We start from the raw sequence: 26388 nt of genomic DNA on the forward strand, positions 1-26388 counted from the left end.
TGGCTCGTGGCTCGTGGCTCGTGGCTCGTGGCTCGTGAAGTACCCTCCATTCTCAGACTCCCATTGGTCGGTGCATGTTGTTGCGGAGGGGTTTTTGCTCCGAGTCCATCCATTTCGGCGGAATCAGCTCCGGTATTCCGTCCTCGCCCATCTGCACCACCCACTCGCCTTTGTGAATTTCGGTGTGATGACAGGGGCAGAACAGAACACCGCCTTTGTAGCTGGTGTTGCCGCCGTCTCGGTGCCACCAATCAACGTGGTGGCAGTCGCACCAGCCGGGTGGTCTGTCACATCCGGGCCAGATGCATCCGAGATCGCGCAAGGTGATGGCGCGGCGTATGGCGAGTGGGAAGGTGCGGCGTTCCCGCCCGATGTCCAGCACTTCACTTTTGCTGTCCAGGATGGCCGGGATGATCTGCGCGTCGCACAGGAACTTTCGGGCTTGGGCGGCGGTGATCGCCCCGCCGGAGTCGTACCCGGCGGAGGTCAGCGCGCCTTTCACGACGTCCCAGTTCATCACCATCGTGATGTGGGGCCGTTCGCCGCCCTGGGTCGGTCCCAGGCCCGCGTCCAGGAACCCGCGGAGCGCCGCGATGAGGGCGTGGGCGCGGCGGTTCGCCGGCGACCGCGGGTCCCGCACCTTCGTCCCGCAGTGGGTCCGGGCGCCGGGTTTACCACCGGGACCGCCACCGGGACCGGTTCCGGTTCCGGTTCCGGTTCCGGCGGGGTGGGCGTCGCTGGCACCGGAAGCCTCGGCACCCGAACCCCCGTCGGTACCCGAACCCCCGTCGGTACCCGAACCTCCGTCGGTCTCGGTGTCGGTGTCGGTGTCGGTGTTCGGGACGATCGGGTCCGCGTCGCTGTCGGCGTTGCCGCTGTCGCGCGTGAACCCGTCGGCATGATCGTGGTCGTCCTCGACGTCGGCATCGTCCTCGACGTCGACGCGGGCGGAAGGATCCGTCGCAGCGCAGTTCTCACTGTCCGTGCTGTCCGTGCTGTCCGTGCTGTCCGTGCTGGCGGTGCTGTCCGTGCTGTCGGTGCTGTCGGTCTCGCCGCTGCTGGTGCCGCTGCCGCCGGTGCTGCCGCTGCCGGTGGTGGGGGTGGTGGTGCTACCGGGGGTGGGGGCGCTGGGGTGGGGTGCGGACAGTCCGTCGATGGCTTTTTTGACCACTTCGACGCTGTAGTCGTCCAGTTGCCCTTTGATCGGGGTCAACCCGGTGCGCAGGTTGCGGCGTCCGAAGCTGAATTCCATCTTGGCGGCGGCGGTTTCCTCGTCCAGGTCCCCGTCGGGGTCGGCTTTGTCCAGGACGCTGCGGCAGACCTTCTCGAAGGGGTTGGGGTCCAGCCGGGTGGCGTGGTCGACGAGGAAGTCCTCCCAGAATTCCAGGTCCTGGACCGGCAGCAGGGTGGGGAGTTTGGTCATGGTGGCGGTGATCAGTTTGATGTGTTCGCCAGTGAGGGTGCCGGCGGCCATCGCGGCCGCCAGGGCGGGCATTGCCGGTGGTAGGACGGCGCCGGTGTCGGTCTCGCGGGGGAGGACCTGCCGGGCGGCGTTGACCCGGCCGTAGGCTTCGGCGGGGGAGATGTTGAACTTTTGCCGCAGCAGCGCCGCGGTGCAGGTGCACCCGTATTTGGTGGCGATGTTCTCGCTGTCCAGTTCGCCGGCGAGGTGGACGTTGGCGGTGTAGACCTCGTTGGCCAGTTGCTGTAGTTGCTTGCCGAGGGTGAGCATGTCGGCGTGTTGGATTCGCCACCACTGCGTTTCCCGCAGTTGCCCGACGACCCGCAGCGCGAGGTGCAGCAGGTCCTGGGTCTGCTGGGTGTCGGGGAATGCGGTGTCCTTCATGAACAAGACGTTATACCCGGGCACCGACAGTTCCCCTTTTCCGCGGGAATCCGGCGGTGGCCGACAAAGACTCTGCGACGCAATTGCCGGTTAATTGCGCTGATCATCTGTGACGGCGCGTACGAAGTCGTCTACTTCTGTCTCACCATTCCCAAAATCGGCAAGTTGATGAGCGCCTGCGAAGTTGATAAGCGCGGCAGCGGGCGAAGTTGACAAGCGCGGCAGCGGGCGAAGTTGATCAGCGCGGCAGCGGGCGAAGTTGATCAGCGCGGCAGCGCATGACCGACCACGAACTTGACCAACCACGAGCAGGACCACGACCACGACGGTCAGTTGGCAAAGCCCCAGACGACGAGCAGGCCGATGACCAGAATGCAGGCGGTCACGAGGATGATCCACCAGAGCGGGTACTCGCGGCCGATCGCGACCGGCATGGGCTCCGGCTCGGGCGGGAGGTAGACCGGCTCGGGAATCATCTCCGGCTCCGGATGCAGGGACAGTAGACAGCGGACGCAGTTCTGCGCCACCGGGGAGTTGGGCTCCCCGCAGTGCGGGCACATCAGAGCTGCGGTGGCGGCCCGGCCGACGGTACCGGGAAGCCGGCGGAGCGACGCACCCGTTTCCTCACCGGAGGGCAGGATCACCGTGGTGCGGGCCCAGAACAGCGGGAAGTCACAGTGCCGGCAGAAGTCCTCGGACTTCCGTCGCGCCGCGTCCACGGTGGCCATCTCCCCACACTCGGGGCAGGTGACCAGATCCCCGATGGGGGCGATCCCGGTAGGGCCGAGCAGGAGCGGGAGGTCGGACCCAATCGGCATGTGCTGTGGCGGCATCGGTTGCCGACCCTGCTGGCCGTATTGCGGCACAGGCGCCTTCTCGAACTGAGGTTTGGTGAACTGCGGATTCGGCGCGTACTGCGGCGGCTGGAAGTACTGCGGCGGCTGGAAGTACTGGGGCGGGTCCAGAGTGCCGATCGGGCTCTGCTCGACATACGACGCCTGTTGGTGTGCACCAGCTTTCCGCAGCGGACCCGGCTCCTGACCGTGCTCCACCGACGATGCCGAACCTACCGACTGCGCAGGATCTGCAGCCCCCGAGGGACCAGCGGCCGGCACCGAACCAACCGAGGGCGCAGCACCCGCCCACGGCGCGGCATTCGCCGAGGGCATCGAGCGCGCCGAGGGGGGCGAATCGTCCGGTGCCTGCGGCCAGCCGGCGGTGGGGGCTGCGGATCTGCTCACGTACGCGGGGCCGGGCGGTCCGACAGCCGGCTGCTGGAACGAACCGACCGGCGGCGCGCTCTGCGGGTGATCCTCTCCCAGGATGGGCGAAACCCCAAGCGGCGGTAGCGGTGCCGCGGTCGGGACATGTGGCATCTCCTCGGTCGGGGTCAACGCGGCGTCCGCGGGTGCCACCGGCATCGACTTCGGCGCCATCGGACCCTGCCCATCCTCACCCTTCACCTGCTCGAGGTAGGCACGGTCTCCAGCGGCGCGAAGCGCGGCCTCCGAACGTCTGGTTCTCTTCATCGTCCTGTCCATCCCCGCTCCGACGTCGACAGCACCCTGCGCACATCGATCCACAATTCCGCACGAACATGGGCGGGGACCTCGTCCCGGACCATCGCCACGAACTCGTCCTCCGACAGATGACCGGTGCTCTGCACCGTCATCCGCACCCAGGCGACGTCCCCGGGGGCTGCACCCTCCGGCCAGACACCGCCGCCGTCCAGGACCTCGGCCGGCCCGCCCGACAGCATTTCCAGGTAGTTGCGGAGTCCCTTCAGCGTGCCGCGATGGGCGAGCGCCTTCGCCGAGCTGGCCAGGATGACCCGCTGCAACGGTTCCGGCAGTGACCGGTCGATCGTGTCCACACCGATCCAGCTCGCCAGATGACTGATCATCGGAACCGGCGTCACCGTCGAATCCGCGATGTGCTGCACCAGATCCGCGTCGTCCATCAGCTTGCTGCCGAGCTCCTGGAAGATCGACACGAACCTGACGAAGAAGTCGCTCTGCAGCATGCCCACCGGTAGCTGGTTGATCAGCCACTGCGGGTGGCGGGGTGGTGGGCCGACCCGCGAATCACGCCTTACGTGCCGCACCGTCCGTACCATACCGGTCGGGGCCGTTACGACATCTGTTCCAGCAGAACGGGAGTCAGCAGCACGGGAGTCAGCAGCACCGTAGACCGCGGCAGACGAGCCGGCCCTGGGCACCAGCGCGACCGTTTGCTCCGGCTCCGAAGACGACCTCGCTTCCTCGTCCGGAAGGTCGACCGACGCCCCGGGTGCACCGTCCACCTCACCTGCGCCGTCAGTGCCGTCCACATCGCCTCCGTGGTCGGCGCCGGGCAACTGCCAGCCGCCGTCCCCAGGGCCGGTCACGGCGAACTCCGCGCCGTTGTCACAAAGGAGACTGCAAATTCCGACGTCATCGGACGACGACCCGGTGCGCACCGGACAGGAACAGGGAATGCGTATCCAACCGGATGACGTCCCGGCCGGCGCCGATCCGTTGCCCGGAACGGAGATCGAACTCGAAGAGCTGGACCTCGTCGACCCGGTCCACCCCCTCGACACTCTCCAGCAACTGGGCAATCGCGGCCGCGTTCAGATCGCCGTCGAACAGCCAGCCGCTGCCGTCGGCCCCACCGACCAGCGGATGGATGTACCTGGTCAGCTCGTTGACGGCGCGCTGACGGATGAGGGCGAGCGGCCGCCCAGCCGGTGCGTGCACCAGCGCCGCCACCGAAACACCTTGGTAGTACGGCGTTCCCACTTCCACCGCCGTCCCGACGATCCGGTGCGCATCGAGATGCTCGGAAACCCTGCGCATCAACGGTGCGGTGATCGCAAAATCGTCGAGCGCATGCGTCCTGATGTCGGTGCGCACCTGCGGAACCACGAGCATCCGGACCGGGCCGCGGCCGTCCGCCGATGGCAGACACCGCGCCCGTGCGACCTCGATCGACGACTCCATGGTCAGCCGCTCGAAATCGCCGGCCGTCACAGCTCGCGAGCCGGTGCGAAGCGTCAGTGGCCCACGGGTTTTGGCCTCCGTGATGGTTTCCGCGTCGACACCGCCGACAGCGGGTCGCAGGTTGACCGCCCCGGAGATGTACGGCACAGCCGACCGCAGCACGGTGAGGGTCCGGGCGCCGACGTTGCCCTGGGCGCCGCCGCCGTACCGGTATCCGGTCACCGCGATCTCGGCGCCGTCCCGCGGAATCCGGCCGTGCTGGCGAACCGCTCCGTCGGGGTAACGAACGCGCGGACCGAACCGCACCACGCCTGACGCAGAGTCCCAGACGAAGTGCGGATCGGACGCCGTCGACGTCGAGAAGTCCGCCACCTCCGTCCATTCCGCCTTGCCGCCGGCGTCGCTGATGCGGACCGTTTCAGTGCCGCGACGCGGCAGCACGGGCGGGAAGCCGACCCGGAACTCCTGACCTGCACTGCCATCGGACCGTCCGAGCACCTCGGTGCCGGCGGTCGAGGAATGTTCGGCTTCCACCGTTGCACCCAAGGCAGCGACCTCGAGCGAATCCAGCTGTGGCGACGCCTGATACGAAGGCTGGCCCGGGACGGGAGTGAGCAGCCGGACCCGCAGCCAGTAGGCGGAAGTGTCGCCCAGGGTGAGGAAGTCGTGCTCTGCGGGGATCATCAGCACGATCTCACCGGCCCGGTTCAGTCCACCGGTGGTATCGGAGAAGACGTCGACGGTGATCCAGGCCTCGCCGTTCCAGACCTCCCAGGCGAGTGGAGGATTGCGTGGATCGACACCGATCCCCTGCGCATGCGCCTGGACGGAGAGTCGGATCGCCATGCCCGCCAACGACTCGGCGAAGCCGAGCAGCAGCACGTTGCCCGGCGCCAGCCGGCCGGACGCATCGGTCGTGGTGAAACAGGCGACCGACGACCCGACGAATCGCAGATCGTCGAAGACCGCCGTCATCCGCTCGGACTTCGCATCGGACGTCAGCGCACTGACCAGCACCGGCGGCCGGATGATCAATTCGTCGACGGTCGAGAACACCACGGCGGTGTCGCCGCCGGACCGATCTCCGGTGGTCGTCACCTGCAATCCGGCCGGTACGGTGACCGGCACGTCCTGCACGGCGGAGAGCCAGAACGTCACCCTGGCCCTGGCCACCGACGGCGGAAACGGCTCGATGCCGACCAGGTTCAGGAAGTGCACGAACAGCCGGTCCGGGACCTGATTCACCCGGTACAGCACCATTTCGCTCATCCAGGCGAACAATTCGATGAGGGCAACACCGGGATCGGAGACGTTGTGGTTGGTCCATTCCGGTGTATAGCGCGGAATGAGCCGCTTGGCTTCGTCGACGATGTCCTGGAAGGTCCGATCGTCCAGGTTCGGGGCCGGCAGCACCATCAGCTCTCCTCGTGCGGAATGACGTAGAACGGGTACACCAGGTTGCGCCGGTCGTTGGTCGCCTTGACCCGGTAGGTGACGTTGATGACGACGAGGGCAGCGTCGTCACCGTCGGGTACGGGGTCGACCTGTTCGACGATCACCCGCGGCTCCCACTGGGCCAGCGCGTCGCGAACCGACTGTGCCATCAGACCGAGCAGGTTGGCCGTGACCGGCTCGAACAGCAGATCCCAGATGCGGCAACCGAACTGAGGGCGCATGACCCGCTCACCCGGCGCCGTTGCCAGCACGACGGCCATCGATCGGTCGAGGTCCGGAGCGCCATCGGTCAGCCGGATCGAGCCGGTGTGATCGACCTGCATCGGCCAGTAGAACCCACGGCCGATGAACGTCGCGTCGTAGTGGGCCGGCCCGGCGGAGTTAGTTGCCGGCAGCACGATCTCCTCCATCGCCCTCACCTCTCCCCTGATTCCTTGATCCTGGACCGACGTACGCTGCTGCAGCCATCAGTTGATCATCACCGGGTTGCCTTTGAGCATCGACGGGCCGCTGGCGGACATGTCGAGAGTGGCATTGGCCTTCACCTCGACCATCGCGGCGCTGGTGGAACTCTTGACCGACGCCTTGGTGGTCACGTTCAGCCCGGAGATCTCCACATCGGTATCGGCCTTCAGGGTGATCTTGCTGCCGCTGATGGTGATGCCGCCCTGCGCGTCGATCTTGAAGGAGGCCGATCCGGAGGTGATCGACACCGGGTGCCCTGCCGGCACGGTGGCCGCGAACTCCTTGTCCGACAGCATCACCGACGACTGATGACCGGCCAGGGTCAGGGAGATGTACTTCTTGTCCGGTGCGGTGCCGTCGCCGAACTCCATTGCGTGGCCGAGCCGCGACGTGATCTGCCGTGAATCGACCTGGCTGCCGGTCTTGAGGAATGCAGGCTGGACGTCCTTGCCGTTGAACAGCGCCCCCAGAATGACCGGCCGGCGCGGATCACCGTTCTCGAAGCCGACCACCACCTCGTCGTTGACCTCCGGCATGAAGGTGATGCCCTTCTTCTGGCCGCCGCCGACCGAGAGGATGCGGGCCCAGGCACTTTCCAGGGTGTCGGACACACCGGGGTACTTGATCTTGATGTCCCCGGGCGAACCCTGGGTGTTGCCGATCGCGGTCACCACCCCGACCACCAACCCGTCCCGACGGAAACTGGACTGCTTCTGCGCGGTGAGCGTGTCGACCAGACCATTGGGTCGTCGATCCCCTGCGGTGAAACGGGTCTCGAATCCACGATCGGAATAGCTGTGCTCGACCTCGGTGACGAAATACTTGCCGTTAGCCGGCCCGGCCCCGGCTACCTGCACGGATCCGCCGATCTTGATCGAAGAGTTCGCGAGCGTCGTCCCTCGGGCGACGACGGCTGCGGTGGCCCAGGAGGTCACCGCACGTTTGGCCAGCTCGGTGGCTTCCTCCTGGCCGATCGGAGCGTCGGTCGAACTGGTCACGGCGCCGCTGGTGTTGAGGCTCGCCACCTTGGCGTACCCGCTGACCAGATTGGCCGTCGGCAGGACGTTGTACTCGGATGCGGTGGCCTTCCCGACCGTGGCCTGCTTCTGCTTGGGCGACCACCCGGTCACGCTGGTGGTGCTGGGGTGCAGCGCGCTGGCCCGGACCGAGAACTGACGCAGATCCTCGCCGACGGTGAGGATCGGGCCGGTGGCGGCCGGATTCGGCTTCTTGAACGACAGTGTGCGGCCCTCGACCCACCAGTCGTAGCCGGTCCGGTCCGCGATCTCGCTCAGGAAGCCAAAATCCGAGTCGGTCTGCATGGTGTATTCGAACTGGATGGTGGTGGAGTCGGCGTTGACGCTGAGACCGCTACGGCCGCCGATCTTCCGCACCATGTCGCTGAACGTCATCTGCGTGTAGGTCTCGACCCGGTTACCAAGTGCCATCTTGTACGAGAGGTCGTCGGCGATGACCACGAAGTCCGGAACACCCTGGTCCAGTTGCAGATCGATCCCGGTGACCTCGCCGCTGAAAAGGGTCTGCCCCTGGGCCATCTGCACTTCTATCGGAGCACCGATGGCGAACGTGTTGCCGGCCGCGATGGCGTACCCGATATCGTCGAAGCGCAGTGTTGCCCGGCCCGGCAGCCCGAGTGCCGTCCTGATCCGTAGGCCGGTGAGCTGGTTCAGATGTACCTCGGACATGGCACTGCCGTTGACCAGGACGTCGGGCGCGATCGCGCCCATGCTCGGTGCGGTCATGTTCAATCCTCTTGATTCGTCGCGCAGCTGCTCGCGTGTCGCGCTCTCATCAGTTCTGCAACCTCGGGATGGACAGCAGCGAACCGCTGCGGATCGCCAGCGGATCGGAAATGCCGTTGGCGCCGGCGATCTGTCGCCATCGGGTCGAATCGCCGTAGTACTTGGCGGAGATGCGATCCAGCGTCTCGCCCGGCTGGACCCGGTGCACCCGGTGGGGTTTCGGTGTTCCCGAAGTCGGGTTCTGCGGGCCGAACGCGGCGGACTCCTGGTATTGGGTGAGGGTCAAGGACACCTTCGCCCGCAGCGGCACCCCGGTCGAGGAGAAGTAGGTGAACTGCAGATTGATGCTGGCGACCACCGCCTTGAAGGAATGCAGATTGCCCCAGTGGAACACCACGTAGGGCGGACGGGCGTTGTTGGACTGGGCGTCCGTGCCGGGCAGGGCTGCATCGACATCCATCAGCGACAGCACCTTGCCGGTGTGCGTGGTCACCGCCTGGCCGGTGTCGGTGGTGTCGAAGGTCAGCTCGAGCGTCATCGATCCGGAGGTCGCCCCCTGGTAGTGCAGCTGCGGGACACCCTGGCCGGCAAGGGAATTGCCGGACCAGCTGTTGCTGCGGGAGACGGAGAACTCCGACGGGTTGAACATGCAGGGAATCGTGTCGGCCGTGCCCTCGATCTCCAGGAACGCCTTCTCGGTCAGCGGCATGTGGTCCTCCGTCGTGGGATGCGGTCGATCTGTGCGTCGTGCAGGGTGGATGTCGGGACGGCTGTCATTCGCGGGAGGGAGCGCCGCAGTTCGTCCACTGTCACATCGGATGTGGACACTGTCACATCACCCCAGGAGTGAAGCGTCGGCCACGGCGAGCCAGCTCGTCCGACACCCGGTCTTCGAGTCGCTCGACGATGATGTCGACCAGCTGGTCCCACTCGCGGGGCGTCAGGGAGGCGGCGATCGACCCCGGCTTCGACTCCTCCTGATGTCCGAGCATCCCGATGTCGGAGCTACCCATCACTGTCCCCCTTCTGATCGTGGCCGGTGAACGGCCCTCGTTGGCGCCGCCGACGATCTGGGCCAGGGCCCGGTCGAACAATGACGCCGGTGCCTGGTCGAGCAGGCTCGACCGGCGAATGGTGCTACCGGCCTGGCCGTTGGCACCTTCGGCCGAAACTCTCTGTGCCACCTGCGGTACCGCCGGACCGCCGGCCTGGGTTCCGGGAGCGAACGGCGGCGCCGGTACCGCGGCCGTCGTCGACCGGCGCAGTTCGGAACTCGACACGGCGGCCGCCGCCGCGGCACCAGGAGCGGGGGGCCGCGGTGCGGACCGCGGCGGGGCGACGCTCGGGCTCCGCAGGAGGTTGGTGGTGGACGGCTCGATCCACCGCTCGGGGTGCGCGGGGTACCGGCGGATGGTCGAACCCTGGGCCGGCGCCCCGAAGCCGACGGGGGCGGTGCCGGCTCCGGTTCCGGCGGAGGGGGTGGAGAAGGCTGATACCGAACCCGGAAGCGCCGGTCCCGTTCCGGATGACGGCGGGGCGCCGACCCAGCCCATCCTTGCGGCTGGAGATGCGGATGCAGATGCGGAGGTCGCGCCGGCATGGCCTGTCCTCGCAGTGGTGTCGCGGGCAAAATCACCGAACGCGACTCTCGGAACCGTCGGCGTTGCCCGGCCGGTGACAGTGGGGCCGTTGCGATGGTCGGCGTCGGACGCCCGTCGCCGCACCGGTACTCCGACCGGCGCCGGGACTGCTTCGACCCGAGCGACCTGGATCGGCGACGAGATACCGCCGGCGAACCAGCTGGGTCCGGACGAGGTCGAGCCCGACGCCGAAAACCCGGGCGCTGCAGAGGATCGACGGATCCCGTTCTTACCCGGGCCGCCGGAACTGCCGGCGGGCGGACCACCAGACCCTCGCGAGGCGGACCCACCGGACCCACGTGCGGCCGAGCCACCGGACCCACTCGTGGGGGAACCGCTGGTCGGGCCGCGGTTGAGCCCGATCATCGGTTTGACGGGGCCGCCGACCCCGACCAGGGAGGCAGCCGCCACAGCAATCGGCGCTGCTGACCGCCGCGGGGACCCAAGGGGGCCGACCGCGCGAGCCAGGCCGAGCTGTCCGGGGTGAACCGTTCCCAGCGGCGAACTTCCCCCCGCGACCGCGTCCGAGCCCGGATAGAACTGTCCCGACGATGAAGTCCCGGACATTGCGCGCCCCGCCACTGGTGCCCGTCTGGAGGTGGTTGCCGGCCCAGAGGTGGTCGTCGGTCCGGACGTGGTCGCCGGTCGGAACGTGGTCGCCGGTCCGACCATCGAAGCGTGCCCCGCGACGGCGGTCCGCCGGACCGGCGGAGTCTGCCCGACCACCGATGCGCGGCCCACGGCCGTCTCCGATACCACCGCGGCCGTCGCCGACCCGATCGCGGAGGCGCGGCTGCCGCCGATCCAGAGCGCCGAGGCTCGGACAGCCGGGGACGGCCCTCCGCTCCTGACGTGAGCCACCTGAGGCATACCAAGGCTGCGGCGCAGCGACGACGACCGCACGCCGGGGGTGTCCTGGCCAACGGCGGCCAAGAGATCACCTCCGCCGGGACTGACGAGCGAAGCGAGGTGGCCTGGTCTCGGAAGGGTTGCGCCAGCAAAGGATGTTGCGCCAGCAAAGGATCCAGCCGTGTGCTGACCCGTCGTGTGCTGACCCGTCGTCTGCGGCGCATGGCCGAGGTGCGAGTGGCCGAGCTGCGCGGCAGCCGGACGCCCGCCGTCCGGCGACGCACCTGGACCGCGCCCAGGTTGGTATACCAGGACGCGGCCTCGTTCAGAACCGTTGCCCTGCAACGCCGCTCGGCGCAGCGGACCTCCGGTGGCAAATCGGCGCGTGGGCCGACCGCCGGTGGCGCCGAGGATTCGCGGAGAGACGACGGGTTCGGTCGGACCCATCACGGCAGCGTTGCCCGCCTCGGACGGCTTGTTCGCTGCCGTAGTCGGCTGATGCCCCATCTCAGGAGCCTCTGCCGGCCGGACGGACGGAATCCCCTGTGCTGCAGCTGAAATCCGTCCCACGGGCGCCGGTGGCGATGCCGCCGCTTGTGCGCCCCGTTGCCCAGTCGACGCCAGGCCCGCCGGCGCCGACGTTGAGGCAGCCGCAGCCGACGAGGGCCCGGCGGCCGCAGCCGCCACGGGCGCAGCCGACGCGCTCCGACTGCTCGGCGCACCGGATGAGAAGCGATCCACCGCAGCAGTCGTGGACGGATCTTCCACACGCCTGATACCGGCGACACCCGCGGCTGAGGGCCTGACAGCAGCAGGTATGCGAGCGACCGACACGTCGGATCCGACCGCACCGGCCATCAGCCTACCGACGGCCGAAGGGCCACCGACACTGGGATTCTTGGGCAGATTTTCACCGAGCACGGCCGCCCGGCGCAGCCGGAATCCGTGCAGTCCGCCCCGCATCGCCGAGACCCGACCGATGGCATCGGACTCGGAATCACTGCTCTCTCGGGCGTTTCGGGCCGGCCCCGCCATGGATCGCAGGACCACCGGACCGGCACTCCGTCGGCGCATCGGAGTCGGTCCAACCGGCTCGCTCACACGGCCGTGGTCGGGGATGGCGAAAGCCAAGGTTTGGTCCGCTCCGGCATCAGCAGTGCGAACGTCTCCCTGCCAGGCGACGGACGGCGTCGATGGCGATGATGACGCACCGGGCGGCGCGGGCACAGCACCGGCCGGCCCCGGAAGCGATGTGGCGGTCGCGGCCGGACCTGCTGTGGGCGGGGCGTCGCGGCGCACGACCGCACCCGGCTCGACCCAGAGCGACGGGGCCGCGACTGCCGCCGGCAGGTGCGCCGGCGGTGCGGGAACGCCCGGCAGCGCTGTCGCAGCGGACGCCGTCGCACCAGGCGAAGTCGCAGCGGGCGCCGTCACGCCCGGCGAAGTCAAGCCCGGCGAAGTCGCACCCGGCGAAATGACGGCGGACGACACGGAGGGCGGCGGGCTCTCGAACTCCGTGCGTCGCAGAACTTCTGCCCCTGACGACGTTGAACCGGCAGTCCCGTTGACGACGGATCGGACGGCGGAGGGGGCCGACGGTCCAGCCGAGGGCATCGAAGGGGTATTGGCCACCGATCCGGTCTCGTCGGACGAACTGCGGGAGAGCAGCGCCGGTGGTCGTGCCGTGGCCGATCCGGCGCCGGCGGCCCTGATCGGCGTGGGCGCCCCAGCGGCGCGACGAAGGTCAGACGCGTTCTCCGGTCCGGGCAGCCGGCCCAGTGCGCGGGGAAGCACTGCAGCCGGGGAACGACGAACGGCGCTGATCAATCCGCCACCCACCCGAGGGCCGTCGAGATCCGGTCCAGTGGACGCTCCACGGTCGGCACCGACGACGGGAGCGATCAGGTCGCCCACCCCGCCAGGTTGCATCGACTGCGCAGACGCAAGGCCGGAGACCGTGCCACCTGGGAGTGCGGACGGTGCGCCGCTCAGAGCGGAGAAACTTGTCGAGCCAGGTCCTTCGGCGTCGGCAGAGTGCACTCGCTCAGGCGACGTCTGACGTCGCAAGGTGTGCCCATCAGCAGAAGGGGACCCGGCGAGAAGGGACGCGCCCGCACCAGAATCCGCCGGATCGCCGGCGGCCGCAGCCGCCTTGTGAGCACCAGCGACCGCAGCGACGGCCTCGTCGGTTCCCGCAACCGCAGCGACGGCCCCGGCCACCGGACCGACCGCGGCCGCGCGTGCCGCCGGCGGCCGCGCCCAGGACTGCCGGAGAGCCGAGGGAGCTGTGGCCGGCCGAGCGCCACGAACGGTGGCAGACCCAGAACCTACTGCGGCAGATGGATTCCCCGGCGAGGCAGGACCCCATGTCGGAGTGGACGCCGAGGCTTGGACTGCCCGGCGTCGGACAGCCCAACCGAGAATTCCGGCCGGACTCCGCAGGCCGGCGCCCGACGGTCGGGTACCCGCATTCGTCATCTGCGTACTGCCGACCGGGGCACGGGGGACGGCGGCGCGACGCCGGATGTCGCCGCCCCCCGTGACCGCCCCCGGTGGACCAACTACTCCCCTCGCGCCCGATCTACCCGCCGACTGACCAGAACCAGGGGTCGCCGGAACTGGCGTGACCCGCGGCGCCAGGAGCTTCTTCGCGGCATCCTTCATCGTGCCGGCAGCCTTGACGTCCGGCAACCGTCTGACCGGGACCGCTGACCCGGCCATGCCGACCGCCATGCCGCCGGGCACGTGGGTCGACTCGGTGGGGACCGCCTTGGCCGCCCGGCGAAGTCCGCGCTGCGGCAACGCGGATACCGGACCCGCGACGCCAACCCACCCCACAGCAGGCATGCGGGACGGGACGGCAATGGCAGCTAGCTTGTCGGATTCAACGGGCGGCGAAGGCGACCACCAGCGTGGCGGACGCATCGCCTCCGGCACCTTGGTCGTCCGGATCTCGCCGGGCCCGGCCAACTGGCGGCGGACCTGGGGCGGCCGCGCCAGCCCGGCCGAGAACCGCACCGCCGCAGCCGCAACGCTCCCCAGCGGCGCCGGCCTTGCTCGTCCGGGAGGCCCCGGTCGGGACCATCTGCGCGCCGCAAGCCGACCGAGCCCCACCGCAGGACCGGGCGGCCGTGCACTTCCGGAGACAGCAGCAGGCCCGGTCCCGGAGGGATCGGGTCCTGCGGTCTCGACTTCCTCGCTCACTGCCAGATCACCCGGTCACGTTGCTGGCCTTGAAACCGTGATGGGCCACTTCCAGTTCTTCGGACAGGAGGGTGTCGGTCGATCCGTCGAAGTCGGGTCCTTTCCAGCGCACCGGGAAAACACTGTCGAGCGACCAACTCCGCAGTCGTAGGCCCTCCGACGACATGGCGGTGATGGCGCCGGTCGCACGGACGATCTTGTTGCTGTTCGCCGCGAACCCCTCGCCGGCCGTCTTGTTCATCCAGGTGAACAGAGCGTCGGACTGGGTGAGCCCACGGCTGAAGACGATGTTCGGCCACTCCAGCCGACCGGGCAGGTGGTGGACAAATCCGTTCTGGCCACCCTCTTTCACGTCCTCGGTCTGCGACGACACGGCCAACCCCCTGACGGAGGCGAACAACCCGATCTCGACACCGTCGACCTCGAACAGAAATCTCGACGACAGAGCGGGCTCTGTGCCGAGAAGCGTCATGGCATCAGGCGAACTCACGGACCGCCTCCCATGCGCGTTCGTTCAGGCCGGCGACGGCCCTGACCATCCGGACCCGGTCCATGTGCTCGAGGTCCAGGAGATCGTCCAGCGGCCAATGCACGTGGTATGCCAGATAGGCGATCTCCTGCCAGATCGCATCGACGGGGTAGCGGAGCACAGTCGATCAACCCTGACTGCGCGGAATTTCCTCGACCCGCGTCCTGGGTGGCGGACGCAACTGGCCGAACTGATCGACATTGCCGCCCAGACCATTGCTGTCCGCCGAAACCGCCGCAGCGGGAGCGGGTGGCGGGCTCGGAGCCGTACCCGTCAACGGCCTCGAGTTGGCCTGCGCGGCAAGCAATGCCTCGTACTCCTCCTGGTCGCCGAAGTTGATCACGCCGTAGAAGTCCTGAAGGAACGCGAGATCCGCGGCGAAGAGACCTTCGATCTCATGCGGGGTGACCATGGTGAGATCGCCGAGCGTTCGCACCACCCGGGCCAGGATGAGCACCGTCAGGCGCGGGTCGTCGGGACCTTGGACGGTCGGGTCACGCAGCGGCTCCAGCTCGTCCCGAGCAGTCGCCAGACGCATGACGCCGGTGCGGTGCACCCCGCCGCCGGAATCGACATATCCGCGCGGCAGGGTGAACTCGTACTCGGTCTTCAGACTCACTTGACTCGGTGCAGGGACTCGATGGTCAGGGTGATCGTCTCTTTCACCGGGTCGTTGGAATCGACGGAGAGCGCATCGGTTGCGATCTTGCTGGGCCAACCGTTGGTGAAGTTGAACCTGGCCACCTCGACGTGTGTCGAGTCGTACATGACGACCGAACCGCTCTTGCGGTTGTTGGTGCGGTCGGACAGCAGGATGCCCTTGCTGTAGATGTCGTTGAACCAGCCCCACATCTTGTCCTGGGTGGAGTCCGGCGGCGCCATCCTGGTCAGGCTCAGATCAGGGGCCTTGTTGCGCCCGGCCAGCGTCTTCACCTGCAACTGCTTTCCGTCCTTGCCCACCTGCGTGGTGGAGGCAACTTCCATCTCGACATCCAGGCCGGAGACACCGGACAGGATGGTGACGACGGAGCCGTCGATCTCGAGGAAGAAGTTCTGGGCGATGAGTGGATCGGTATTGATCAAATCGTTGGGCATGCTGTGTGCTCCCTGGGAGTGGTGGGTGTGAAACTACTTGGTGCGAGCAGTTTTCGACGCGTCGGACTAGTTGGCCGACTGCTTGTGCTGGGCGATGCGGAAGACCACGAACTCGGCCGGCTTGACCGGTGCGATGCCCACCTCGACGATCAGCAGACCCTGGTCGATCGATTCCGGCGGATTGGTCTCGGAATCGCACTTGACGTAGAACGCCTGGTCCACGGATTGCCCGAAGAGGGCGCCGGCACTCCACAGCCCACGGAGGAAGGCGGTGAGGGTGCGCTTGATGCCCTCCCACAGGGCGACGTCGTTCGGCTCGAAGACGGCCCACTGGGTGCCCTCGGCGATGGTCGCCTCGACCATGTTGAACAGGCGACGGACGTTGATGTAGCGCCAGTCGGTGTCGCTGGCCAGGGTCCGTGCACCCCAGATCCGGATTCCTCTGGTGCCGAACGGCCGGATGCAGTTGATCCCGATGGGGTTCAGCACGCCCTGCTCGTTCTGGGTGACCCCGTACTCGACGTCCAGGCAACCGCGGATGGTGTCGTTGGCCGGGGCCTTCCACACGCCGCGGGTCTCGTCGGTGCGGGCCCAGACACCGGCGATGTGGCCGCTCGGCGGGATGAGCACCTCGGCGTCGCCGTTCGTGCCGATCGGGTTCTCGACCTTGATCCACGGGTAGTACAGCGCGGCGTAGGCCGAGTCGTACATGGCCGTCTCGCTGCGCCACTCCTTGATCTTCTGCGGGGTCATGCCGGGAGGGGCGTCGAGGATCGCCATCCGGTTGCCGTTGAGCTCGCAGTGGGTGATGAGCGAAGTCTGCACGGCCTTCCACAGGCCCAGGTCGATGGAACCGTCGGCCTTGGTCGCCGCGGTGATCAGGTCGGGGACGACGACGATGGTGACGTCCTCGGCCACCGCCAGACCATTGATGCCGGAGCGGGACGACTCCGAGCCGGCGAACTTCCGACCGGTGACGGCCACCGGGGTGCTCGCGACCTTGTCGAGTGCGTAGAGACCCGGCTTCAACACCTCGATCTGGCTCGACAGGTCCGTCTTGGCGTCCAGCAGCACCTCGACCTTGACCTTGGTCGAGGTCGCGTTGATGACCGTGGCGACATTGCGATCGCCCTTGCCGAGGCCGAGATTCTCGTACGACTCGACGACAACACCACCGGAGAGCAGATCGATGTTGAAGGGGCTCGGGCCCTCTTCGTCGGTGTCGGCACTGGTCACCTGGACGGTGAGATCCGCGTCAGGCTCCAGGCTCTCGAACGCCAGCGGCAATCCGAGCGCGCGGTCGGCTGCGGGGAGTTCCTTGCGGGACGGCTGGCCGGACGGGGCCGTGTTGGGCACCCGCACGATGTAGGCGAGCGATCCCCCGTTGGCGAAGTAGCCGTAGACCGACAGCGGCATGATGGCACCGGGCGTGAAACTCCCGTAGAGATTCTCGAACTGGGTCCAGCTGGTGACCAGCCGAGGCGCCAGGCCTTCGGGATCCGCGGGGTCATCGGTCGGTGCGAACTCGGTGAAGCCGACGAACGCAGCGATCGCCGTGGGTGCGGACGACAACACCTTCTGCGATGACGGCACCTCTTCGACGTAGACGCCTGGTGCGGTGTACGTGGGCATTCCCACTCCTGTCAAGGGATTTGTGGCGCAGATCGGAACGAGCTGTCGCCATGAAGTCGGGGGCCGAACACATCTGGTCGAACGCGTCGCGAGCGCATTCGTCACAAACTATGACATTCCCGACTTGATTCCTGAATAGTCATCGCCCGTTTGCCAGCCTGATCTTCAATTCGGGGTGATTCTCACCTGATTGCCGCGAAGCTATGCAAGCAAAGGCGCAACTGAGCACGTTTTGGTCACGATCAACTACCCCGAGTCACCACAATGCCGTTCACCCGACCGGGCGACGGCCGGCCGAGTCCCCTGGCAACGCCCGCAGACTGCCCGGCAGGAGCCTGACGACGGCCCCTTGGTGACGCTCCGACGGGCGCGGGTGGACGTCAGGCATCGAGCGTCTTGACCGCGCCGGGGAAGCTCACCGAGATGACCCCACCGAAGACGCAGTTGCACATCGAGCCGGCGACGAGAGCAGGAATTCCCCCGATCGTCGTCTGCGGAGCCATCGGGGTCCAGGGCGCGGCAACCACCGGTACGCAGGGCATCGGCGTCAGCACCCCGAGCGCTGCGGCGGTGGCCGCCGCAACGGTGGGGTTGGACAGCGACATGCACATGCCGAACGGGACGATGTTCACCATCGGCGCGATGTCGGTGATCGTCGCGGCCGGACGGCCCTCGACGATGGGCCGCGGCGCCACCACCATGAGCGTGCTGGGCGACATGCCGAAGGTGCACGCGATCGCGGCACCGGTCACCACCATGGGCTTACCCACGTCCGCACTCCTTCATCGCCCGCACTCCTTCATCGCTGACACTCCTTCATCGAGGCCGTTCACAGCTTCGAGCCCTTGACGGTCGCCGTCAGCGGCTTGCCCGTGGTGGTGACGAAGCAGAGCACGGTGCGGTCCTTGCCCTGCTCCCAGCTACGTGCCGACGGCAGCAGATAGGTGAAGAACAACGAGGAGTCCAGGTAGGACACGCCGACGTAAGGCGTGAACGATTGGGCGCACGATCCCTTGGCGAACGCGACGAGCGCGGCATCACCGGGATAGATCGAGTCGTCCCCACCCGCCGGAGCCTTGTAGGTGGGGCTGGCGTAGGACTCCTGGGTGTGCGGCGCGGTGCAGGACACGGAGGTCAGGTCGGAGAGTTCGACCGTCGGCGGTCCGGTCGGCGGATTGAAACACTGCCCGATCGCCACCTCGAAAACCGAGACCGGCGTGGAGGTCTCGGTCGGCGTGCTGCTACCGAACAAGCCAGACACCCAACTGCAGCCGGAGACCAGCACCAGGACCGCCAAGAGGCCGACCACAAGGAGCCGGGCGCGCGCTCCCCGACGCAGAAGCCCTCGTCCAGCCATCGCCGACTTCCTCCCGCTGCGCGCAGTCATTGGGCGATCACCACTGGTGATCACCCATTGAGGGTAAACGGACAACTCCACTTCGGGACCCATCAATCCGGCGCCACCCGGGTGAATCGTGACGTGGGGGGAACTGGAACGGTCGGCGTCCCGCGGGGATGCACCGATCGGGCCCCATCGGGCATCATTGTCGGGTACTCACCGCAACGGGAGGTCGGGTACCCACTACCGGGAGAAGATCAGATATGACGACCGACAGCAGGCCAAGGCTGACCGCGCTCTCCTTCGCCGAGCGGGCGCGGAAGATCGCCTCCCACCAGTCGCCGGACGAGGCGATCGCCCAGATCGTGCAACTGGCTCTCGACAGCGTCGATTGCGACTACGCCAGCGTGACCCTGGTCCACGCCGACGGCACGCTCGAGACGGTGGCCAGTTCGCATCCGGTGGTCGACCAGGCTGATGCGCTGCAGTACGAACTCACCGAAGGCCCGTGCCTGACGGCAGCCGAGACCAATGGACTCTTCGTCATCCCGGAGACGGCCACCGATCCGCGCTGGCCCAACTGGGGTCCGCGGGCCGCCGCGCTCGGCCTGCACAGCATCCTGAGCATTCACCTGTTCACCGAACGAGACGTGCTCGGCGCCCTGAACCTCTATGCCCGGCCGTCCTACCAGTACAGCGAGGACGACATCGAGGCCGCGCAGGTGGTGGCCGCCCACGCTTCGGTCGGACTGGCCCGCTCGCGCAGCGAGCAGAACCTCTGGCGCGCCGTCGACGCGCGCCATGTGATCGGCCAGGCCCAGGGTGTCCTGATGGAACGGTTCGGGCTGCAGGCCGAGGCATCCTTCGCGGTGCTCAAGCGGTACTCGCAGCAGCACAACATCAAACTGCACGAGGTCGCCGTGATCCTGCTGCGCACCGGGGAACTCCCCGGATCGAGCTCGGTCCCGATGGGCACCGAAACCGGAGAAACGGCCTGAGTGGCCCTAGAGCTGCCATCGCTCGCGCAGCTTGCCGACGACATCCCGCAGGATCCTCGAAACCTGCATCTGGCTGACGCCGATCAGTTCGCCGATCTTGGCCTGCGACAGACCATCGGTGAACCGCATCCCGACCACGGTGCGTTCGCGCGGACTCAGGGTGCGCAGGATGACATCCAGGGACATCCGGTCGTCGACCTCGCCGGTCCGATCCGGGCCGCTGTACTGCTGGGCGATGAAGAGCCCGGCGCCGGAATCCGCATCGAGCGACGGCGGCCGGCAGAGTCCCGCTGCTGCCCTGGCCTCCCTGATGTCGACCTCGCGGACGTCCAGCCGACGGCCGACCAGTTCGTCGGTCGGATGAAGCTCGCCGGAGTCCTGGAAGTCCCTCTCCGCCAGGGCAATCGAGGCCCGCAGCTCCTGGATGCGACGAGGCGGACGGACCAACCAGGAATGGTCGCGGAAGTAGCGCTTGATCTCTCCGGAGATGGTCGGCACGGCAAACTGGAGGAAATCGTCGCTCAGGCCCGGAAGCCAGCGCGATGCAGCCTTCACCAGACCGAGATACGCGAGCTGCTCGAGGTCGCCGCGCTCAACACCGCGTCCGCGGTAGCGCGACGCAATCGACTTGGCCACGCTCAGGTGCTCGACGACCACTGCCGACTGCAAACGTTTGCGCTCGCTGTCGTCCGAGCATTCGACCATCTTCTTGAGCAGGGCCGCGACCCGGGCCGATCGCTCCGAGGCGGCAGTGATCTGTTCTGTGGCAACCGCCCCAGACGAAGCGGTCTGCTCGTCATCGAGGATGGGCCGCAGGCCCGTGGCAGCGTCCTCGACGTCCACGTCTGCCGTGGTGTCAGTCCGGGGATCGGCAACCGGATGGAGGACGGTGATCGAAGCGGAGCGCCGGCCCGCAGTCGTCCGGCCCCCGCGAACGGGAGCATCGAATTCGAGGGTCTTGGCAACGCCGCGACGCTGGGATCTCGGCGACAGGGGCTGTTCGGGGACAGCCGTGTACTCAACGGAAACGGACATGGAAGGGCTCCTACCGAAAGCAGGATCGCCTGGCGCCGCTGTTGGACCAGAATGGGTGTCGCGTGCCGCGGTTTTTTCAACGGCACGTCCACTAGCTGACCACGACCTTACCCCCCCCGGGCCGACATCGCGCAAACAGGAGGGAAACAGTGGTGATGCGCGGGGAAGGGGATGATGGGTCCTGCGCTGTTGAACGCCCGACCTGATCTCGCCCGGACTGATCGCCCGGTGGGCGGACGAGGAGACCCCGATGCCGACCACCCGCACGCTGATCCTGATGCGGCACGCGAAGTCGGCCTATCCCGGTGGGGTCCGCGACCACGACCGTCCGCTCGCGGATCGCGGCCGCCGCGAAGCCGGCCTTGCCGGCCAGTGGTTGTCTGCCCGTTTCGCCACGATCGACGAAGTGCTCTGCTCGACCGCAACGCGGACGTCGGAGACGCTGGCGGCGACCGGTCTGGTCCCACCGGTCAAGTTGTCGGCCGAGATCTACGACGCCACCCCGGACGAGGTCCTCAAGCAGGTCAGAACCGTTGCGGACACCGTGAGAACACTGCTCGTGGTCGGCCACGCCCCGGCCATGCCGGGCCTTGCGATGGAGCTCGCCGGCGATGGGTCGGACACCGCGGCGCTCGATCGTCTCCGGTCCCGTTTCCCCACGGCGGCGATCGCCGTGCTCGAGTCGGAGACGCCGTGGTCCGAACTGGACCTCGGCGACTCGCGTCTGGTCGCCTTCCACATCCCCCGAGACTGACCCTTGGCCCCGCACCCGCCCGAACCCGGCGACGACCGCGCGCCGGCTTCGTCATCCGCGAGCCATCTACCGGACCTGACGCACCTGCCGGATCTGACGCACCTGCCGGATCTGAGCCACCTACCGGACCATTTCGAATTCGGCGTTTCGTCGTCGGCGTTCGGCATCGAGGGCTCGGCTGACGCCGATGGCCGCGGACCGTCGATCTGGGACGCGGTGGCGGCAGCGTCCGGGCGCATCGCCGACAGCAGTAGCGGCTCGGTCGCCGTCGGACACTTCGAGCGGTACCGGGACGACGCCGCCCTGCTGGCCGTTCTCGGCGTCGACGCGTACCGATTCTCCGTGTCGTGGTCACGGGTCCAGCCCGACGGGTCCGGCCCGGCCAACGAATTGGGGCTGGACTTCTACGACCGGTTGGTGGACGAGTTGCTGGCCAAGGGCATCCGGCCCTGGGTCACCCTCTACCACTGGGACCTGCCGGTGGCGCTGATGCTGCGCGGCGGCTGGCTCGATCGCGACACCGCCGACGCAGCAGGTGATTTCGCCGCACTGGTCGCCCGGCGGATCGGTGATCGCGTGCAGTACTGGACTACTTTGGCAGACCCGTTGTCGCACATGGCTTATGGTCATGCGCTCGGCATCGACGCACCGGGTCTGACGCTTCTCGACGAAGCTTTCCCGGTCACCCATCACCTACTGCTCGCCCACGCCCGGATGCGGGATGTGTTGTTCGCCAGCGGGAGTGGATCTGCGAAGATCGGAATCTCCCTGCACCACACCGCAGTGACGGCGGCCAGCGACACGGTCGACGACCGACGCGCTGCCGCGTTGTACGACAGCTACCACAACCGGCAGTTCACCGATCCGGTCGTGCTGGGACGCTATCCCCGCCTGCTGGAACCACTGCTCGACCGGTTCCCGGAGATGGTCGAAGAAGGTGACCTGCAAGCGATCTCGGCGCCGATCGACTTCTACGGCGTGCACTACTTCCATCCGACGGTGGTCGCTGCCGCCCCTGACAACAACCGGATCCCGTTCGCGCTCGTGGAGAGCCCCGGCGCGGCCGTCACCGACTTCGACTGGCCGGTGGACGCCCCATCGCTGACGACCGTCCTGACCGACCTGCACCGTCGCTATCCCCGGCTGCCGCCGCTAATGGTGACCGAGAACGGTGCCGCCTACGCGGATCGTGCCGCCGGCTCTGCTGCGGAGGGCGGAGTCGCCCCTGCTGAAGACGGAGACGCCTTCGAGGACGGAATCGCCGGGGCGCCGGCCCCGGACACCGACCGCATCGCGTACCTGCGGGACCACCTGCTCGCAGTGGATGCCGCCGTTGCTGCCGGGGTCGACGTGCGGGGGTACTTCCACCGCGGGCTCACCGACGCCTGGGAGGGAACCGAGGGTTTCACCCGTCACTTCGGGCTCGTCCGGGTCGATCGGGAAACGCTGGAACGCACCCCACGCGCGTCCTTCGACTACTTCCGAGAGGTCATCGCTGCGCATCGCCGCCGCACCGGGTGACTCGCGGTGGTCGGTGCTTCACGGCCGGAGACTTCGGACGTACGGTTCCAGATATGACAGGCATTCCCACATGACCGGGCGCCAAGCATGACCGGGCGCCAACCATGACAGGGCGCCAAGCAAGACCGGGCGCCAAGCAAGACCGGGCGCCAAGCAAGACCGGGCGCCAAGCAAGACCGGGCGCCAAGCAAGACCGGGCGCCGAGCAAGACCGGGCGCCGAGTGTGACCGGGCGCCGGCGGCGGGCCGGAATCGCTCTGCTGGTACTCGTCGCCGCGTTGACCGCCTGCGTGTCGTGCTCTTCGACCGAGGGCGGCACTGCCGTCACGGCTGCCTCCGGACCGGCCGAATCGTCGGGCTCGAGCTCATCCGTGCCGCGGACCCTGCCCGCACCGGCCAGCACCCTGGCGCCCGACAGCAGTACATCGGCCGATAGCAGCCCGCCGGCGAGCACCGACACGTCGAACACACCCACCCCGCCCACGTCCAGCGTCCCTCCCACCCTGCCCACGTCCAGCGTCCCTCCCACCCCGCCCAGCAGCATCCAGACACCGGCGACCACCACCCCGGTATTCAGCACAACGCCGACAGCGCCCCGCACCACCCCCCCTCCCTCGAGCACCAGCAGCAGCAGCACCGAGCCGGCCACCAGCCCACCGGGAACGACTTCCCCGAGCGGGTTCCCGGTCTGCCCGTGGGTCGCCCCGAGCAACACCGGTGCGGTGGTGAGCTGCCTGCGGAGCTCGGTCTCGGACTTCTGGTCAGGTCAACTGAACGAGACGGTCGACCAGGACGTCATCGTCAATCCGACCGCGGGCCAGGTGCCGGCCGACTGCCGCCCCGGCCTCACGTCGACACCGGCCTTCACGTGCCAGGTTAACGACACGGTCTACATCAACCAGAGCTTCCTGACGATGATCACCGAGCAGTTCGGGTCCGCCGACATTCCCTACGCGCTGGCCTCGGTGGTCTCGCACGAGATCGGACATGTGGTGCAGGCAGCGGTGTCCCAGCCCGGCTACGACAAGTCCGGCAGCTCGGACGCCCTGTCGCGGCAGATCGAGCAGCAGGCCGACTGCCTCTCCGGCGTGTGGGCCTACTCGGTCTCGGTCAAGGGCCGGTTGGACACCAGGAAGTTCGAGACGGTCGCGAAGGCGGTGATCACCGACGTCAGCAGCAACGCCGAGATCGCCACGCACGGCACCCCCGATCAACGGGCCGCCGCGATCCTGAAGGGCCTGTCCGGCGGCAGGCCGCAGGACTGCGGCCTGGCCACCTTCTCCTGACGGGCGCTCATCCGGCCAAGGCGGTCGTCAGCGCGGCGTGCAGGGACGGCCCGGCGACGAGCCAGCCGGTCGGGGCGTCGGTCAGCGAACTGGTGGTCATCAGCGCGCCGGCCTCGACCGCGATCAGCCCACCGGCAGCCACATCCCAGTGCTGGACGCCTTCCTCCCAGAATGCATCGAGCCGGCCACCGGCCACCTCGCACAGGTTCAGCGCGGCCGAGCCCACCCGGCGGATGTCCCGGATCTGCGGCAGCAGCCGTCCGATGATCGCGCCCTGGGCCGCACGTCGCTCTGCGCCGTAGCCAAAACCCGTTGCCAGCAAAGCTCTGTCCAGAGAGACCGGCTCGTTCACCAGGAGCGGTCGACCGTCGACGAACGCGCCGCCGCCCCGCACCGCCGTGTACATCCGATCCATCACCGGGTCGTAGACAGCGCCGACCAGCCCACCGTCGAGGTCCTCGGCGGCGATGCTGACCGAGAAGTTGTCCAGTTCGTAGAGGTAGTTGACGGTTCCGTCCAGGGGATCGATCACCCACGTGATCCCGGATCCCGACGGCCGGGACGCGCCCTCCTCGCCGATCAATCCGTCGTCGGGCCGCTCGTCGAGCAACATCCGGACGATCAGCACCTCCGATGCCCGATCTGCATCCGAAACCGGGTCGGTGGCCGACGATTTCGTATCCAAACCCTCGACGTTGCCGTAACGGCGCAGCAACTCGGCACCGGCCGCGCGCGCTGCCCGCATCGCGAGGTCGAGGAGGGCGGCAGTGTCCGGGGGCGCAGTCGTCATACCGCCCATCCTCCCGCACGCGCCGACCGGTCCGGCCCACCCGTATGACGGCCGATGCCCTGGTCCGACCCTCGAGCGTCAGACGTGCAGTGGGACGGTCATACGGGCCGGGAAACCAGTAGAACTCAGGCGGTGGCCAACACCGGGCTCGGCGCGATCGCGACGTCGACGATCTCTCCGGGTTGCAATGCCACGGTTTCTCCGACGGACATCTGGGCGAGCAGAATCGTCCCGTCTTCGATTCGGGCCTGCACCCGACCGTGCGCCCCGAGGAAACTGGTGGCCACCACCGTGGCCGTTCCGAGCCCGTTGCTGGAGGTGCCGGACGTGAAGCGGAGGGCTTCGGGCCTCACAAGGGCGGTCACCGAGCCCGAAGTCGGCGAACCGGGCAGCAACGGCACGGTACTGCCCAGCACGGACACCATTCCCCCGGATGCCGTCCCCCGCATCTTGTTCGTCAGACCGATGAAGCCAGCCACGAAGGCCGTCTTCGGCGCGGAGTAGATGACGTCAGGCTTGTCGATCTGCTCGATCTTCCCGGCCCGCATCACCCCTACCCGGTCAGCGACCGCCAACGCCTCTTCCTGGTCGTGAGTGACGAACAGTGTCGTAGTACCGACCTCGAGCTGGATCCGGCGGATCTCGTCGCGCAACTGCACGCGAACCTTGGCGTCCAAGGCTGATAGCGGTTCGTCGAGCAGCAGAACCTGGGGCTGGATGGCCAGGGCTCTGGCCAGAGCGACGCGTTGCTGCTGACCGCCGGACATCTGGTGTGCGTACCGGTCGGCGTGGTGGTCCAGACCGACCAGTTCGAGATAGTTCTCGGCAATTTTCTTCCGCTCGGCAGCGCCCTTGCCTCGAAGCCGCAGCCCGAACGAGACGTTGTCCCTGGCCGTCATGTGCGGGAACAACGAGTAGGCCTGGAACACCATGCCCATGTCCCGCTTGGAAGTTGGCACGGACGAAATGTCCTTACCTGCGACGATGACCTGGCCGGCATCGGCGTCCTCGAGGCCCGCCAAGACACGCAGCGCCGTAGTCTTCCCACAACCGGATGGCCCGAGCAACACGACCATCTCACCCGGTGCCATGTTCAGACTCATGCCTTCCAGCGCATGTACGTCTCCGTAGGACCGGCGAAGCCCTCGAAGTTCCACACCGACGCCGGCGGAAGTCCCGAGCACCGCAGATGCACCGGTGCTCGCCG

At 67.7% G+C, this 26388-nt stretch carries 24 protein-coding genes; 5 read left to right on the plus strand and 19 right to left on the minus strand.

Annotation, left to right across the window (positions count from 1 at the left end; genetic code table 11):
- Nucleotides 1–52 precede the first annotated feature (52 nt).
- From ABIB25_RS07165 to ABIB25_RS07200, 8 genes are all read right to left on the minus strand, one after another.
- Nucleotides 53–1846 (minus strand): HNH endonuclease signature motif containing protein, encoded by a 1794-nt coding sequence (locus tag ABIB25_RS07165; protein WP_354527739.1) that lies wholly within the window; start codon nucleotides 1844–1846, stop codon nucleotides 53–55.
- A gap of 329 nt (nucleotides 1847–2175) precedes the next feature.
- On the minus strand, nucleotides 2176–3375 hold the full coding sequence (locus ABIB25_RS07170; protein WP_354527740.1) for a hypothetical protein: 1200 nt from the start codon (nucleotides 3373–3375) through the stop codon (nucleotides 2176–2178).
- Nucleotides 3372–4232: a phage tail protein gene (locus tag ABIB25_RS07175; RefSeq protein ID WP_354527741.1), complete on the minus strand. Its 861-nt coding sequence runs from the start codon at nucleotides 4230–4232 to the stop codon at nucleotides 3372–3374. Before ABIB25_RS07175 ends, ABIB25_RS07170 begins: the two co-directional genes overlap by 4 nt.
- Nucleotides 4233–4278: 46 nt before the next feature.
- On the minus strand, nucleotides 4279–6243 hold the full coding sequence (locus tag ABIB25_RS07180; protein WP_354527742.1) for a putative baseplate assembly protein: 1965 nt from the start codon (nucleotides 6241–6243) through the stop codon (nucleotides 4279–4281).
- A complete protein-coding gene (locus tag ABIB25_RS07185) occupies nucleotides 6243–6692 on the minus strand; it encodes a GPW/gp25 family protein (RefSeq protein ID WP_354527743.1) in 450 nt (149 codons plus the stop codon). Before ABIB25_RS07185 ends, ABIB25_RS07180 begins: the two co-directional genes overlap by 1 nt.
- A 57-nt stretch (nucleotides 6693–6749) precedes the next feature.
- The gene (locus ABIB25_RS07190; protein ID WP_354527744.1) at nucleotides 6750–8510 is read right to left on the minus strand and encodes a phage baseplate assembly protein V; all 1761 of its coding nucleotides are present in this window, start codon (nucleotides 8508–8510) and stop codon (nucleotides 6750–6752) included.
- A gap of 49 nt (nucleotides 8511–8559) precedes the next feature.
- Nucleotides 8560–9219: a CIS tube protein gene (locus ABIB25_RS07195; RefSeq protein WP_354527745.1), complete on the minus strand. Its 660-nt coding sequence runs from the start codon at nucleotides 9217–9219 to the stop codon at nucleotides 8560–8562.
- 121 nt (nucleotides 9220–9340) lie between these two features.
- Nucleotides 9341–10063, minus strand: a complete 723-nt coding sequence (locus tag ABIB25_RS07200; RefSeq protein WP_354527746.1) for a hypothetical protein — start codon at nucleotides 10061–10063, stop codon at nucleotides 9341–9343.
- A gap of 685 nt (nucleotides 10064–10748) precedes the next feature.
- Between ABIB25_RS07200 and ABIB25_RS07205 the strand changes: the two genes are divergently transcribed.
- Complete coding sequence (locus ABIB25_RS07205) at nucleotides 10749–11006, plus strand: hypothetical protein (protein ID WP_354527747.1); 258 nt, start codon at nucleotides 10749–10751, stop codon at nucleotides 11004–11006.
- 3204 nt (nucleotides 11007–14210) lie between these two features.
- Here the strand turns inward: ABIB25_RS07205 and ABIB25_RS07210 are convergent.
- The 7 genes from ABIB25_RS07210 to ABIB25_RS07240 all read right to left on the minus strand — a co-directional run bounded on the left by ABIB25_RS07210 (nucleotide 14211) and on the right by ABIB25_RS07240 (nucleotide 18816).
- Nucleotides 14211–14693 (minus strand): phage tail protein, encoded by a 483-nt coding sequence (locus tag ABIB25_RS07210; RefSeq protein ID WP_354527748.1) that lies wholly within the window; start codon nucleotides 14691–14693, stop codon nucleotides 14211–14213.
- Nucleotides 14680–14853, minus strand: coding sequence for a DUF6760 family protein (locus ABIB25_RS07215; RefSeq protein ID WP_354527749.1), 174 nt, complete (start codon nucleotides 14851–14853; stop codon nucleotides 14680–14682). The genes ABIB25_RS07210 and ABIB25_RS07215 overlap by 14 nt, the downstream gene beginning before the upstream one ends.
- Nucleotides 14854–14859: 6 nt before the next feature.
- Complete coding sequence (locus ABIB25_RS07220; protein WP_354527750.1) at nucleotides 14860–15351, minus strand: hypothetical protein; 492 nt, start codon at nucleotides 15349–15351, stop codon at nucleotides 14860–14862.
- Nucleotides 15348–15827, minus strand: coding sequence for a phage tail protein (locus tag ABIB25_RS07225; RefSeq protein WP_354527751.1), 480 nt, complete (start codon nucleotides 15825–15827; stop codon nucleotides 15348–15350). Before ABIB25_RS07225 ends, ABIB25_RS07220 begins: the two co-directional genes overlap by 4 nt.
- Nucleotides 15828–15893: 66 nt before the next feature.
- Nucleotides 15894–17459 (minus strand): phage tail sheath family protein, encoded by a 1566-nt coding sequence (locus ABIB25_RS07230; protein WP_354527752.1) that lies wholly within the window; start codon nucleotides 17457–17459, stop codon nucleotides 15894–15896.
- Nucleotides 17460–17839: 380 nt separating this feature from the next.
- Nucleotides 17840–18229, minus strand: coding sequence for a DUF4280 domain-containing protein (locus ABIB25_RS07235; RefSeq protein WP_354527753.1), 390 nt, complete (start codon nucleotides 18227–18229; stop codon nucleotides 17840–17842).
- A 59-nt stretch (nucleotides 18230–18288) separates the two neighbouring features.
- Nucleotides 18289–18816 carry a septum formation family protein gene (locus ABIB25_RS07240; RefSeq protein ID WP_354527754.1) on the minus strand — a complete coding sequence of 176 codons (528 nt, stop codon included), beginning with the start codon at nucleotides 18814–18816 and terminating at the stop codon, nucleotides 18289–18291.
- Nucleotides 18817–19061: 245 nt separating this feature from the next.
- Here ABIB25_RS07240 and ABIB25_RS07245 point away from each other — a divergent pair, with 245 nt between their 5' ends.
- Nucleotides 19062–19796 (plus strand): ANTAR domain-containing protein, encoded by a 735-nt coding sequence (locus ABIB25_RS07245; RefSeq protein ID WP_354527755.1) that lies wholly within the window; start codon nucleotides 19062–19064, stop codon nucleotides 19794–19796.
- Between the two features lie 6 nt (nucleotides 19797–19802).
- Here ABIB25_RS07245 and ABIB25_RS07250 read toward each other — a convergent pair whose 3' ends face one another.
- Nucleotides 19803–20831: a sigma-70 family RNA polymerase sigma factor gene (locus ABIB25_RS07250; RefSeq protein ID WP_354527756.1), complete on the minus strand. Its 1029-nt coding sequence runs from the start codon at nucleotides 20829–20831 to the stop codon at nucleotides 19803–19805.
- A 250-nt stretch (nucleotides 20832–21081) separates the two neighbouring features.
- Here ABIB25_RS07250 and ABIB25_RS07255 point away from each other — a divergent pair, with 250 nt between their 5' ends.
- On the plus strand, nucleotides 21082–21585 hold the full coding sequence (locus ABIB25_RS07255) for a SixA phosphatase family protein (RefSeq protein WP_354527757.1): 504 nt from the start codon (nucleotides 21082–21084) through the stop codon (nucleotides 21583–21585).
- Between the two features lie 3 nt (nucleotides 21586–21588).
- Nucleotides 21589–23106, plus strand: coding sequence for a glycoside hydrolase family 1 protein (locus tag ABIB25_RS07260; RefSeq protein ID WP_354527758.1), 1518 nt, complete (start codon nucleotides 21589–21591; stop codon nucleotides 23104–23106).
- A gap of 18 nt (nucleotides 23107–23124) precedes the next feature.
- On the opposite strand, the gene ABIB25_RS07265 is transcribed toward ABIB25_RS07260, so the two are convergent.
- A complete protein-coding gene (locus ABIB25_RS07265; protein ID WP_354527759.1) occupies nucleotides 23125–23820 on the minus strand; it encodes a hypothetical protein in 696 nt (231 codons plus the stop codon).
- 10 nt (nucleotides 23821–23830) lie between these two features.
- Here ABIB25_RS07265 and ABIB25_RS07270 point away from each other — a divergent pair, with 10 nt between their 5' ends.
- Nucleotides 23831–24391: a neutral zinc metallopeptidase gene (locus ABIB25_RS07270; RefSeq protein WP_354527760.1), complete on the plus strand. Its 561-nt coding sequence runs from the start codon at nucleotides 23831–23833 to the stop codon at nucleotides 24389–24391.
- Between the two features lie 7 nt (nucleotides 24392–24398).
- Here ABIB25_RS07270 and ABIB25_RS07275 read toward each other — a convergent pair whose 3' ends face one another.
- Together ABIB25_RS07275 and ABIB25_RS07280 are read right to left on the minus strand one after the other, a co-directional pair.
- Nucleotides 24399–25181 carry an inositol monophosphatase family protein gene (locus tag ABIB25_RS07275; RefSeq protein WP_354527761.1) on the minus strand — a complete coding sequence of 261 codons (783 nt, stop codon included), beginning with the start codon at nucleotides 25179–25181 and terminating at the stop codon, nucleotides 24399–24401.
- 125 nt (nucleotides 25182–25306) lie between these two features.
- The gene (locus ABIB25_RS07280) at nucleotides 25307–26284 is read right to left on the minus strand and encodes an ABC transporter ATP-binding protein (RefSeq protein WP_354527762.1); all 978 of its coding nucleotides are present in this window, start codon (nucleotides 26282–26284) and stop codon (nucleotides 25307–25309) included.
- Nucleotides 26285–26388 lie beyond the last annotated feature (104 nt).

This window comes from Nakamurella sp. UYEF19 (assembly GCF_040546275.1).
Classification (GTDB): domain Bacteria; phylum Actinomycetota; class Actinomycetes; order Mycobacteriales; family Nakamurellaceae; genus Nakamurella.

Excerpts from the sequence above, each read along its gene's own strand:
- ABIB25_RS07165 (WP_354527739.1), bottom strand. The coding sequence starts at position 1,846 with ATGAAGGACACCGCATTCCCCGACACCCAGCAGACCCAGGACCTGCTG.
- ABIB25_RS07170 (WP_354527740.1), bottom strand. The coding sequence starts at position 3,375 with ATGAAGAGAACCAGACGTTCGGAGGCCGCGCTTCGCGCCGCTGGAGAC.
- ABIB25_RS07180 (WP_354527742.1), bottom strand. The coding sequence starts at position 6,243 with ATGGTGCTGCCGGCCCCGAACCTGGACGATCGGACCTTCCAGGACATC.
- ABIB25_RS07185 (WP_354527743.1), bottom strand. The coding sequence starts at position 6,692 with ATGGAGGAGATCGTGCTGCCGGCAACTAACTCCGCCGGGCCGGCCCAC.
- ABIB25_RS07190 (WP_354527744.1), bottom strand. The coding sequence starts at position 8,510 with ATGACCGCACCGAGCATGGGCGCGATCGCGCCCGACGTCCTGGTCAAC.
- ABIB25_RS07195 (WP_354527745.1), bottom strand. The coding sequence starts at position 9,219 with ATGCCGCTGACCGAGAAGGCGTTCCTGGAGATCGAGGGCACGGCCGAC.
- ABIB25_RS07200 (WP_354527746.1), bottom strand. The coding sequence starts at position 10,063 with ATGGGCTGGGTCGGCGCCCCGCCGTCATCCGGAACGGGACCGGCGCTT.
- ABIB25_RS07225 (WP_354527751.1), bottom strand. The coding sequence starts at position 15,827 with ATGCCCAACGATTTGATCAATACCGATCCACTCATCGCCCAGAACTTC.
- ABIB25_RS07230 (WP_354527752.1), bottom strand. The coding sequence starts at position 17,459 with ATGCCCACGTACACCGCACCAGGCGTCTACGTCGAAGAGGTGCCGTCA.
- ABIB25_RS07240 (WP_354527754.1), bottom strand. The coding sequence starts at position 18,816 with ATGGCTGGACGAGGGCTTCTGCGTCGGGGAGCGCGCGCCCGGCTCCTT.
- ABIB25_RS07245 (WP_354527755.1), top strand. The coding sequence starts at position 19,062 with ATGACGACCGACAGCAGGCCAAGGCTGACCGCGCTCTCCTTCGCCGAG.
- ABIB25_RS07250 (WP_354527756.1), bottom strand. The coding sequence starts at position 20,831 with ATGTCCGTTTCCGTTGAGTACACGGCTGTCCCCGAACAGCCCCTGTCG.
- ABIB25_RS07255 (WP_354527757.1), top strand. The coding sequence starts at position 21,082 with ATGCCGACCACCCGCACGCTGATCCTGATGCGGCACGCGAAGTCGGCC.
- ABIB25_RS07275 (WP_354527761.1), bottom strand. The coding sequence starts at position 25,181 with ATGACGACTGCGCCCCCGGACACTGCCGCCCTCCTCGACCTCGCGATG.
- ABIB25_RS07280 (WP_354527762.1), bottom strand. The coding sequence starts at position 26,284 with ATGAGTCTGAACATGGCACCGGGTGAGATGGTCGTGTTGCTCGGGCCA.